We start from the raw sequence: 11789 nt of genomic DNA, 5'->3' as shown, positions 1-11789 counted from the left end.
GCGACGGGCATAAAAAAGCGCCGCCTTCCCGGCAGCGCTTTTATCCATCCGTTGTTTTTCTTCTTATCCTTCCATCACATCCCACAATGCTTCCAGTTCCGCCTCGCTGAATAAACCAGCGGGATAGCGCTCGATCATCATCCGGCGCGGATCAGGTTCTCTGATCTGACGCGTTCCATTGGACTTCAACCACTGTGCCAGGACTTGAAGCGATTCGCTGTTAACTGCCAGGGGATGCAGTGCCCGCTCGCCCACTACGTTCATTTCGGCGTTCATCTCAGCGCTCTCTCCTGGTTTGTGAGCGGCTAACTTATCCAAGGTTTATGACAGAACATCGAAGTTCTCTCCCTCCCCGTGTTGCGCCATCGAAGATACAAGAGCTATGCCAATGTTTTCGAAGTGTCGATAAGTAGATACAAAAAAGCCCGAAGTCCTGATGGGCTGCGGGCTTTCTGCGAGATAAGGAGGCCAAAATCGTTGCTCAATCGATTTTTCAATCAACTCAAGCTGTTACGTCCTCACTCACTCCTTGTGTGGAGCGGGCTGTTGTTGGGTAAGGCAATGGATGTTACCGCCCCCAAGTAACAGTTCGCGACCAGGCACCATGACCACTTCGTGTTGCGGAAACACGCTCTGCAAAATCTCTTTGGCCGGCCCGTCCAGTGGGTCGTCGAAGCTTGGCGCGATGATGCCACCGTTGACGATCAGGAAGTTCACATAAGAGCCGGCCAGGCGCACGGTCGGATTGCGCTCCTGAGTGCCGTCCACCGGGTCCACACCGGCGCACTCTTCTTCGGTCGCATACAGCGGCCCCGGAATCGGCATTTTGTGCACCGTGAACGAGCGCCCCTTGGCATCGGTGCTGTTTTGCAGCACGTTCATGGCCGCCTGGCAGCGCGGGTAGTTCGGGTCCTGCGGGTCGTCGGTCCAGGCCAGCAGCACTTCACCCGGACGCACATAGCAGCAGAAGTTATCCACATGGCCGTCGGTTTCGTCGTTGAACAAGCCGTCCGGCAGCCAGATGATCTTATCCACAGCCAGGTTTGCGCTGAGCACCGCTTCGATTTGCTCGCGGCTCATGTGCGGATTGCGATTGCGGTTGAGCAGGCACTCTTCGGTGGTGATCAGGGTGCCTTCGCCATCGACATGAATCGAGCCGCCTTCGAGCACAAAACCCTCGGTGCGGTAGCGCGGGCTGCGCTCGATTTCGAGGATCTTGCCCGCCACCTGCGAGTCACGGTTCCACGGCGAATACAAACCACCGTCGAAACCACCCCAGGCATTGAAGTCCCAATCCACGCCACGGACTTCGCCGCTGGCATTGATGACGAACGTCGGGCCGGTATCCCGGACCCAGGCGTCATCGCTGGACATCTCCACCACACGAATATTCGGCACGTCGAGACGGGCGCGGGCATTTTCGTACTGGCCAGCGGAGACCGCCACGGTCACCGGTTCGAAACGCGCGATGGCCTTGGCCACTGCAACGTGCGCGGCTTGCGCCGGTTTGCCACCCAGGCGCCAGTTGTCCGGACGCTCGGGCCAGACCATCCAGGTCTGGGTTTGGGGTGCCCACTCGGCAGGCATGTAAAAGCCGTCGGCGCGAGGGGTGCTGTTCAACGTGGTCATGGCTTCAGGACTCCAGGGAACCGTCGAGGGTTTTAATCGCGCCGTACAGGTTCGGACGACGGTCGCGGAACGAACCCCAGGCGCTGCGAATGTGCTCCAGCTCATCGAGGTCGAAGCTGTGAACCAGAATGCCTTCTTCGGTTTTGTTCAGCTCTTGGACCTTCTCGCCAAACTGGTTGGCGATGAACGACGAGCCGTAGAAGGTAATGTCGTAGCCGTCCTGCTCTTCATTGCCGATGCGGTTGCTGGCGATCAGCGGCATCAGGTTGGCACCGGCATGGCCCTGTTGCACGCGCTGCCAGTGGTCGCGGGACGAAATGGTCTTGTCGTGCGGCTCACTGCCAATGGCTGTCGGGTAGAACAGAATTTCCGCGCCTTGCAGCGCCATGCTGCGGGCGCACTCAGGGAACCACTGATCCCAGCAGATGCCCACGCCGATTTTCGCGTAACGGGTGTTCCACACTTTGAAACCGGTATCGCCCGGATTGAAGTAGTACTTTTCGTGGTAGCCAGGGCCATCCGGGATGTGGCTTTTACGATAAATCCCGAGGTTGCTGCCGTCGGCATCGATGATCGCGATGCTGTTGAAACGCGCGCGTCCGGCCAATTCGTAGAAGCTGATCGGCAGCACCACTTGCAGTTCCTTGGCGACTTTCTGGAAGTGCTTGATGGCAACGTTGTCTTCTACCGTCGTGGCCAGTTGCAGGTAGTCCGGGTTCGGCTTCTGGCAGAAGTACGGAGCCTCGAACAGTTCCTGGATCAGGATGATTTGCGCACCTTTGGCCGCTGCCTCACGGACCAGCTTCTCAGCGGTCTCGATGTTGGCTTCAAGGTCCCAGGAACAAGCCATCTGGGTGGCGGCGACGGTAACGATACGACTCATGAATCATCTCCTGGGCAAGTGCTTGAGGGTCAGTGTGGCATCGACCGATGACAGAACGGGAATCACCGGGCGTGGTTCGTCCACACCGTGGGCAGTGGCGACTTTATAGCCGATAAAAATCGGCTTTAAAAGCAATAAATATCCACCAGCTCTAAATAACCTCAAAAATTCCCGATAACAATCGACATTTGCAACCTCTACGAGCTGCCTACAAACCTTCGTCCAGCACCTTCGACAGCATGTCCACAAAGAAGTCCACACTCTGCCGCGACGTGACCATCGGCGGTTTGATCTTGAGGATGTTCAGGTAATCACCCGTCGGCTGCATGAAAATCCCCAACTCACGAAGGCGATCGCACAACGCCGTGGTTTCTTCGGTCGCCGGTTCAAGGGTTTCGCGATTGCGGACCAACTCCACGCCCAGATAAAAGCCGGAACCGTGCACCGCTCCCACCAACGGATGCCGGTCGATCAGGGCTTCAAGACGTTCCTTGAAGTACCCGCCCACGACCTGGGCGTTTTCCCAGAGTTTTTCTTCTTCCATCACATCCAGCACCGCCATGCCGATCCGGCAACTGACCGGGCTGCCGCCAGCGGACGAGAAGAAATAACCCTCGGCCTCCAGCGCTTCGGCAATCTCCCGACGGGTAATGACGGCGCCCAACGGCTGGCCGTTACCCATGCCTTTGGCCATGGTGATGATGTCGGGCACCACGCCCTGCTCTTCGAAACCCCAGAAAAATTTACCCATGCGGCCGTAACCGACCTGCACCTCATCGGCGATGCACACCCCGCCCTGAGCACGGACCAGTGCATAGACCTGCTTCAAATAGCCCGGCGGTAGCGAGATGCCGCCGGCATTGCCATACACCGGCTCGCAGATGAAACCGGCGAGTTGGCGTTTCTGCCCGGCGATTTTCGCCAGGTTGTGTTCGACGCTGCGCACGTAGTCCGGCGCGCTGTCCGGGCCACGGAATTCGCCGCGATAGGTGTTCGGCGCGGTCACCGGGTGCACCCAATCGGGACGGCTGCTCAAGGCCTTGGGGTTGTCGGCAATCGAGGTCGAGACCGCATCCGCCGCCACCGACCAGCCGTGATACGCCTCCAGCACACTGAGCATGTCGCGACCGCCGCTGTAGGCCCAGGCCAGGCGAATCGCCAGGTCATTGGCCTCGGTGCCGCTGTTGACCAGGAACACGCGATCCATGTTGTCCGGTGCCAACTTCAACAAGCGCTCGGAAAACTCGGCAATCGCTGCGTAGTGAAAACGCGAGTTGGTGTTGAGCAACGACCATTGACGGCCGGCGACGGCGGCCATGCGCGGATGACCATGACCCAACACTGCAACGTTATTGAGCATGTCGAGGTAGGAGCGGCCCTGCATGTCGATCAGGTGATTGCGCCAGCCCCGCTCGATGCGCGGCGGGTCGACGTAATAATGCTTCTGGGATCGGGCGAAACTGGCATCGCGGCGGGCCAGCAAGATTTGCGGGTCGAGTTCTTCTTCTGCATCGCAGGCCAGCCCCAGCAACGCCGCCGGTGACGGGCACAACGCTTGCCAGGCGGCGGCGCGCGAAGGTGTGCAAAACAACGGTGCGTCGAGCTGAGCGCTGCGGCACAACTGTACGATCAACGCTCCGCTGACAGAGCCCAGCACCTGGCCTTTGACCAATGCTGCGCCCGCGTGCAACGACGGTGTCACACCCCACAGCCGTAAACTCAGTTGTGGACCATCCAGTTGCAGCACACCCACTGCCGGCTGGTGAACCGTTCCGGCAAACGGCGATTCGACCGCCGTGCCATGGGGCACTCGCAACTCGACATGCAGAGGGCAAGTGGCCGGTTCAGTGGCGCTGTCCGGTTGGGTGCGAGACAGACGATATTGCCCATAACGACTGGCCGCCAGACCATGAGCCGCAGCAGCTTCGGTCAACAGACGCTGGTCGATCCCCTCTTGCTCCCAGTTACCCGCTTCGAAATGCGGGCTGAGCACGCCCAGATCGATCAACGCAAACTCACGCCCCACCAGACTCGGCAACAAGGGCGCAAAGCTTTCGCTGCCGATGCTCGGCAGGCCTTGACCAACCGCAGCAAGAATCGCCGCCTCCATCAACGCCAGCGGCACCGATGTGGCCACGCGGAAAATTTCCCACTCATGGGTCAGGTTGTCGCGACTGTACTCATTGCCCGGATCAATGGTGACCTGCTGTTCGCCACTCAGCACCAACACCGCCGAACGCGCAACGATCAGCGGCCAGAGCGCCAGCAGTTCTTCATGTTGCAGCGGATTGATCGCGTGATAGGCCCGAACCGCCGGCAAGATGTAGAACGGATCGCCATCGGCATGGTGCAGCAGCGCGGCACAGGTCACCGACAGATCGGTGATCCGCCAGGTTCGGACCAGGTCGCCGAAATCGATGACACCCTGCAACTGCCATTGGCGCTGCGCATCTCGCTGCCAGACCACGTTGTCGTCGGTGATGTCCATGTGAATCGCCTGCACCGGCAGCTTATCCACCAAGGGCTGCAAATGGCGCTCGGCCTGCTCGGCCGCTTCAGCAATCAGCTTGCGTTGCTGATCATCCTTGATCACCGGCAGCAAATGCGCGATCAACGCGTTGGCGTGGCGGGCGTCCCATTGAAGGGTGCGCTCAAGGCCAGGATGGTCGAAGCCGGCCAGCGCCAGGTCCATCTCGCCGCAGAGCCGACCGAAACCGGCGACCACGGCCTGGCTCAGATGGTCGAGGTGCGTCAGGGACTGGCCGTCGATGTAATCGAGCAGACGTACATGCACCGCTTGACCGCCGACCTCCAGGGAGAGCAGGTCTTTACCATTTTTGGCCGGGATCACTCGCGGCACCTTCACGCCGGGATGTTCGACCAAGCGCTTGAGCCCTGCGTGCTGGGCTTGCAGCTCCAGCACCGAATAATCACCACGGCAGATTTTCAGGACGAAACGTCCCTGCTCGCTGTCGACGCGGTAGTTGAGATCCTGCTGGCTTCCAAGAGCCTGCAACCGTCCGCTCAGCCCGTAATGTTCTTCCAGCAACTCAAGCGCTTGCGCCGCGGACACTTGCGGGCTGGGCAGACTGGCGCGGTGAATCAACGTGGCGAGCGGCATACAACGACCCCTGAAATTTTATTAGGTGCTTATATCGCCACTGCCGGGTGCGATACGCAACCCCCCTTCCCTGATTGGCCCGAATCAATGCGTGAGCAACTCTCTTCACCGTCCCACTCGCGCCTGCCGGCACTTTGCGTAAGAATGTCGCCCATCAACGCCTATTGCTGGAGAAACACCATGAATGTAGTCACCACCGACCTGCCAGGTGTTCTGATCATCGAGCCCAAGGTATTTGGTGATGAGCGCGGCTTCTTCTATGAAAGCTTCAACGCCAAGGCTTTCGAAGAAGCAACCGGCCTGAACACCCGATTCGTGCAGGACAACCATTCCCGCTCGCAAAAAGGCGTACTGCGCGGCTTGCACTACCAGCTGGAAAACACTCAGGGCAAACTGGTCCGCGTCACCGCCGGTGAAGTGCTGGACGTGGCCGTGGACATTCGCCGCAGCTCGCCGCATTTCGGCAAATGGGTCGCGGTGCGCCTGTCCGCCGACAACCATCGCCAGCTCTGGGTACCAGAAGGTTTTGCCCATGGTTTCGTGGTGCTGAGCGATTTCGCTGAATTCCTCTACAAAACCACCGACTACTACACCCCGTCGGCTGAACGCAGCATTCGCTGGGACGACCCGGACTTGGGCATCGACTGGCAGCTGGACGAGGCACCGCAGCTGTCCGCCAAGGATCAGGCCGCCGCGTTCTTCAAGGACGCTGAAGTCTTCTCCTGAATTGCCGTCTGAATTTTCAGCGCCAGCATGCACTTGATCCAGGGTGCGCAGACTGCGCCCGCAAGCCTAGGGTCTGTTGAGGTTTGGTAGCGAACCGCGTTGCTACCAAACGTCAACAGACCCTAGGCATAATGCGTCTGTCCCCACAGGCGCTTGATGCTCATGACACCGACCCTCCCCCGCAGACCCCGCTGGCGCAGCCTGGCACTGCTTGCGTTGTGCCTGGCACCCTTGCTGTGGCCGCTGGAGCATCTGGCCGAGCGTTATTACCGCAGCGAGCTGGCCGGGCAGAACCGTCAGACCCTCGACCTCTACGTCGCCAACCTGTTGGGTACCCTGCACCGCTATGAAGTGCTGCCGCAGATTCTCGGCGACCTGCCCGCCCTGCGTGCGACGTTGGGCGCCCCCGACGAGGGCGTGATTCAAGGCAATGCCAATCGTCTGTTAAAACACATCAGTGCCCAGACCGGCGCCGAAGTCATGTACCTGATGGACACCACCGGCAAGACACTGGCGGCCTCCAACTGGGACAAACACGACAGCTTCGTCGGCCGCAATTTCTCTTTCCGTCCATATTTCAGTGAAGCCATGGCCGGGCGCCTGGGGCGCTTCTTTGGCCTGGGCACCACCTCGGCCAAGCGCGGTTACTTCTTCGCCGCGGCGGTACACGATCGTGAAAAAATCATCGGCGTGTTGGTGGTCAAGGTTGACCTCGATCACACCGAAAGCCTCTGGGGCAAAACCCCGGAACAACTGCTGGTCACCGACCACAACGGTGTGGTCATCCTCACATCGCGGCCAGAATGGCGTTTCCGCTCGACCCGTCCATTGAGTGATGAGGAGAACAAGGCCGTCGCCGCGATTCAACCCTATCCGACCCGCGATCCAAAGCCGTTGAGTCTCGACCCCAATGCCTGGCTGACCCAAACCCGGCAGATCGAAGAAACCGGCTGGAGTGTCAGTATCCTTGCTCCACGCACCCTGATTGACCGCCCCGTGCGCACAGTCGTGGCCATCGGCGGCGCAACGCTGCTGGTATTGATGCTGCTGCTTGGCCTGATGATGCAACGCCGACGCCATTACCTGGAGCGGATCGCCTTCGAAGCCAAGACCCGCCAGGAACTCGAAGGCCGGGTCGCCGAACGGACCAGCGACCTTGAGGGCCTCAACCGTCGACTGAAACAGGAAGTGCTGGAGCGCGAACACGCCCAGCAAGAACTGGTACGCGCTCAGGATGATCTGGTACAGGCCGGCAAGCTCTCGGCGCTGGGAACAATGTCGGCGAGTATCAGCCATGAACTCAACCAACCGCTTGCGGCCATCCGCAGCTACGCGGAAAACGCCGAAGTGCTGCTCGATCATCAGCGCACCGAGGATGCTCGCGGCAACCTCAAGCTGATCAGCGAACTGACCGGGCGCATGGCGTCGATCATCGCCCACCTGCGCGCCTTCGCCCGACGTGATCGCCATGCCCCGGAAAGCGTGGCCCTGCAACCGGCGCTGGACGACGCACTGGCGTTACTGGCCAAGCGTCGGCGCAGCATGGAAGTCGAGCTGATCCGCGACCTGCCGGCCGCCACCCTGTGGGTCGAGGCTGGAGAAACCCGTCTGCGCCAGGTACTCGGCAATCTGCTGGCCAATGCGCTCGATGCCCTGACGGAAAAAGGCCCGCCGCGTAAACTCTGGTTGAGTGCCCAATCCACCGCCGACGGCGTCACTCTGTACATTCGCGATAACGGCCCCGGGTTCTGCCTGGAAGCGCTGGGTCGTGCCGGCGAGCCCTTCTACACCACCAAGACCCGCACTCAGGGACTTGGGCTGGGGCTGGCGATCTGCGACACCCTGATGCGCGCCTTCGGTGGTGAACTGTCGTTCTCCAACCATAAGGAAGGCGGCGCCCTGATTACCCTGAAGCTGCGCGCAGGCGCGCCGGGTGTGAGCCTGCAACCGTCCGAGGACCGAAGTGCATGACCATCGACAACCGCATCCAGGTCGTGTTGATCGACGACGATCCCCACCTGCGTCAGGCCCTGAGCCAGACCCTGGACCTGGCCGGCCTGAAGATCCTGCCGCTTGCTGAAGCCAAGGGCCTGGCCGGGCAACTGGAACGCGACTGGCCAGGCGTGGTGGTCAGTGACATCCGCATGCCGGGCATGGACGGCCTCGAACTGCTGACCGAACTCCACGCCCAGGATCCGGAGCTGCCCGTGCTGCTGATCACCGGCCACGGCGATGTCCCCCTGGCGGTGCAGGCCATGCGCGCCGGGGCTTATGACTTTCTGGAAAAACCTTTCGCCAGTGACGCCCTGCTCGACAGCGTACGTCGCGCCCTGGCCCTGCGCCGTCTGGTACTGGACAACCGCAGCCTGCGGCTGGCCCTGAGCGATCGCAACGAACTGAGCGCCCGACTGGTCGGGCAATCGGCGCCGATGCTGCGCCTGCGCGAGCAGATCGGGGCACTGGCGGCGACCAAGGCTGACGTGCTGATTCTCGGTGAAACCGGTGCAGGCAAAGAAGTGGTGGCCCGCGCGCTGCACGACTTGTCGAGTCGGCGTAACGGCCCGTTCGTGGCAATCAACGCCGGGGCCCTGGCCGAGTCGGTGGTGGAAAGCGAGTTGTTCGGTCACGAACCCGGCGCGTTTACCGGCGCGCAAAAGCGCCGCATCGGCAAGTTCGAATTCGCCAACGGCGGCACGTTGTTCCTCGATGAAATCGAAAGCATGAGCCTGGACGTGCAGGTGAAATTGCTGCGCTTGCTGCAAGAGCGAGTCGTCGAACGCCTGGGCGGCAATCAGTTGATCCCGCTGGACATCCGCATCATCGCCGCGACCAAGGAAGACCTGCGGCAATCCGCCGATCAGGGGCGCTTCCGTGCCGACTTGTATTACCGCCTGAACGTTGCGCCGTTGCGCATTCCGCCGCTGCGCGAACGGGGCGAAGATGCGCTGGTGCTGTTCCAGCATTTCGCTGACGAAGCCAGCGCCCGCCACGGCTTGCCGCCCCACGAACTGCAACCGGGGCAACGGGCGCTGCTGCTGCGTCACAGCTGGCCAGGTAACGTGCGGGAACTGCAGAACGCCGCCGAGCGCTTTGCCCTGGGCCTGGAGCTGGCACTGGACAGCAGCGCACCGGATGGCGGTGTCGGCACCACGGTTGAAGTGGTCAGCGGCGGCTTGAGCGAGCAAGTCGAGAACTTCGAGAAGAGCCTGATTGCCGCCGAACTGGCGCGCTCGCACAGCTCCGTGCGCAGCCTCGCCGAAGCGCTCGGCATTCCGCGCAAAACCCTGCACGACAAGCTGCGCAAGCATGGCCTGAACTTCGCCGATGGCGGCACCAGCAGCCATACCGACGACCTCGATTGAGCTACCGTAAAATCATCCCTATCAAACAAAAGGCCCGCGAATGAACCGCGACAGTCGTCACCTGGAATCGATCCTCTATCGCGACATCCCCCTCACGCGGGACATGGGCCTCAAAGTGCTCGACTGGCATGACCAACAACTGCGCCTGCATCTGCCGCTGGAGCCCAACGTCAATCACAAGAGCACCATGTTCGGTGGCAGCCTGTATTGCGGCGCGGTGCTGGCCGGCTGGGGCTGGCTGCATTTGCGTTTACGTGAAGAAGGTATCGAAGACGGGCACATCGTGATTCAGGAAGGGCAGATCAACTACCCGCTGCCGGTCACCATGGACGCGACGGCGATCTGTCAGGCACCGAACCCGGCAGTGTGGAGGAAGTTCCTGGCGATGTATCGACGCTATGGGCGGGCGCGGTTGACGCTGCATTCGCGGATCGTGAATGCCGGGAGTGAAGAGGATGCGGTGAGGTTTACCGGGCAATACGTCCTTCACCGGTAAAGCAAACGATCTTAAAAGATCGCAGCCTCGTTGCACTCGACAGCTCCTACAGAGAAGCGCGCCCCCTGTAGGAGCTGTCGAGTGAAACGAGGCTGCGATCTCTTGATCTTTACGCCCGAGCGAGCGCCAATAGTTTCTCCCGCCATGCCGCTTTAGCCGGCAGCGCCAGGAAGAACTCATTCAGCAACGATTCCCGCGCCGGATAACAGAACGGCGCGCCGCTCAAATCCAGCACCTCACCGCCGGCGCCTTCCAGCACACCTTGAGCCGCGGCCGTGTCCCACTGCGAAGTCGGCGCCAATCGCGGATAACAATCTGCAGCCCCTTCCGCCAGCAGGCAAAACTTCAGTGAGCTGCCGATATTCGCCAGTTGCAGCTCGCCCAGACTGTCACTCAACCCTGCCAGTAAGCGCTCCTGCTCAGGGCTTGAATGCCGACGACTGGCGACCACCGTGAAGGCTTCACCCGCAGCCGGCACCTCGCGAACCTGAATTGGCAACGGCTCGGCGTCTTTATCGCCACGCCAGGCACCCAGCCCGGTACCGCCGACATAAAATCGCCCGCTGGTCGGCATCGACACCACGCCGAACACCACACGCCCCTGCTCGATCAGCGCGATATTGACAGTGAACTCTTCGCTGCCGGAGATGAACTCCTTAGTGCCGTCCAGAGGGTCGACCAACCACCAACGCTGCCAGCCGGCACGCACGCTCTGGGGGATGTTGGCATCCTCTTCGGACAGCACCGGAATAGTCGGGTCCAGCGCCGTCAACCCGGCAAGAATCACATGGTGAGCGGCCATGTCGGCAGCTGTGACCGGGGAATCATCGGACTTTGCCGTCACAGCAACGTTGACGCGCCAGAACGGCAGGATCGCCTCGCCAGCCTTCAATGCCAGTTCTACCACCGGTGCCATCAACGGATGGGGAAAATTCAACTTCATGGCAGGAACACCCCACGCTGAGTCAACAGATCACGGGCCAGATACAGCGCCGCCAAGGCACGGCCCTCGGTGAATCGCGGGTTCTGCGCCAACGCCGACAATTCCCGCAGGTTGATCTTGTCCATCCCCATCGGCTCGGGCTCGTCACCCTCCAGGCGTTCTTCGTACAAATCGGTGGCCAGCACCACCTGGATTTTCTGGCTCATGTAGCCAGGTGACAACGACAACTCGGTCAGATGCTCCAGTTGCCGCGCGCCATACCCGGCCTCTTCCTTGAGCTCCCGCTCGGCCGCCGCCAGCACGTCTTCGCCCGGCTCGATCAAGCCTTTGGGCAGGGACAATTCGTAGGCATCGGTGCCACCGCAGTATTCCTCCACCAACACGGCGTGGTCCGCGTCGAGCATCGCCACGATCATCACCGCACCATAACCAGCGCCTTTACCGACCAATCGCTCGTAAGTGCGTTCCACGCCATTGGAAAAGCGCAGTTTCAGCTCTTCGACACAGAATAATCGGCTGGTGGCGACGATCTCGCGGGCGAGTATGGTGGGTTTCTGGCGCATGAGAAGCTCCTTGGCGTGAACGCGTTACTATACCCGGCCTACCCTGATTGTTTACCTCGGATATCT

General features: G+C 60.9%; 10 protein-coding genes. 4 read left to right on the top strand and 6 right to left on the bottom strand.

Features of this window, described 5'->3' with window-relative positions:
• Positions 1 to 63: 63 nt before the first annotated feature.
• From AC07VO_RS03700 to AC07VO_RS03685, 4 genes are all read right to left on the bottom strand, one after another.
• On the bottom strand, positions 64 to 276 hold the full coding sequence (locus AC07VO_RS03700) for a hypothetical protein (RefSeq protein ID WP_018929289.1): 213 nt from the start codon (positions 274 to 276) through the stop codon (positions 64 to 66).
• A 246-nt stretch (positions 277 to 522) separates the two neighbouring features.
• Positions 523 to 1629, bottom strand: a complete 1107-nt coding sequence (aguA, locus tag AC07VO_RS03695) for an agmatine deiminase (RefSeq protein WP_086944151.1) — start codon at positions 1627 to 1629, stop codon at positions 523 to 525.
• Positions 1630 to 1633: 4 nt separating this feature from the next.
• Positions 1634 to 2512: an N-carbamoylputrescine amidase gene (gene aguB / locus AC07VO_RS03690; protein ID WP_019581765.1), complete on the bottom strand. Its 879-nt coding sequence runs from the start codon at positions 2510 to 2512 to the stop codon at positions 1634 to 1636.
• A 208-nt stretch (positions 2513 to 2720) separates the two neighbouring features.
• Positions 2721 to 5633, bottom strand: coding sequence for an aminotransferase (locus AC07VO_RS03685; RefSeq protein WP_086944152.1), 2913 nt, complete (start codon positions 5631 to 5633; stop codon positions 2721 to 2723).
• A gap of 180 nt (positions 5634 to 5813) precedes the next feature.
• Here AC07VO_RS03685 and rfbC point away from each other — a divergent pair, with 180 nt between their 5' ends.
• From rfbC to AC07VO_RS03665, 4 genes are all read left to right on the top strand, one after another.
• Positions 5814 to 6359 carry a dTDP-4-dehydrorhamnose 3,5-epimerase gene (gene rfbC, locus AC07VO_RS03680; protein ID WP_064615862.1) on the top strand — a complete coding sequence of 182 codons (546 nt, stop codon included), beginning with the start codon at positions 5814 to 5816 and terminating at the stop codon, positions 6357 to 6359.
• Between the two features lie 162 nt (positions 6360 to 6521).
• Positions 6522 to 8330 (top strand): sensor histidine kinase, encoded by a 1809-nt coding sequence (locus AC07VO_RS03675; RefSeq protein WP_018929294.1) that lies wholly within the window; start codon positions 6522 to 6524, stop codon positions 8328 to 8330.
• A complete protein-coding gene (locus AC07VO_RS03670) occupies positions 8327 to 9721 on the top strand; it encodes a sigma-54-dependent transcriptional regulator (protein ID WP_064615860.1) in 1395 nt (464 codons plus the stop codon). Before AC07VO_RS03675 ends, AC07VO_RS03670 begins: the two co-directional genes overlap by 4 nt.
• 40 nt (positions 9722 to 9761) lie before the next feature.
• Positions 9762 to 10217, top strand: coding sequence for a thioesterase domain-containing protein (locus AC07VO_RS03665; RefSeq protein ID WP_064615859.1), 456 nt, complete (start codon positions 9762 to 9764; stop codon positions 10215 to 10217).
• 109 nt (positions 10218 to 10326) lie between these two features.
• On the opposite strand, the gene cysQ is transcribed toward AC07VO_RS03665, so the two are convergent.
• Both cysQ and nudE read right to left on the bottom strand, forming a co-directional pair.
• Positions 10327 to 11160: a 3'(2'),5'-bisphosphate nucleotidase CysQ gene (gene cysQ, locus AC07VO_RS03660; RefSeq protein WP_086944153.1), complete on the bottom strand. Its 834-nt coding sequence runs from the start codon at positions 11158 to 11160 to the stop codon at positions 10327 to 10329.
• Positions 11157 to 11723 carry an ADP compounds hydrolase NudE gene (gene nudE / locus AC07VO_RS03655; RefSeq protein WP_018929298.1) on the bottom strand — a complete coding sequence of 189 codons (567 nt, stop codon included), beginning with the start codon at positions 11721 to 11723 and terminating at the stop codon, positions 11157 to 11159. The genes cysQ and nudE overlap by 4 nt, the downstream gene beginning before the upstream one ends.
• Positions 11724 to 11789 lie beyond the last annotated feature (66 nt).

It is taken from the genome of Pseudomonas sp. GW821-FHT03E01 (assembly GCF_059420765.1).
The sequence above is the reverse complement of the archived record's forward strand: the minus strand, read 5'-3'. Positions and strand labels throughout refer to the sequence as shown.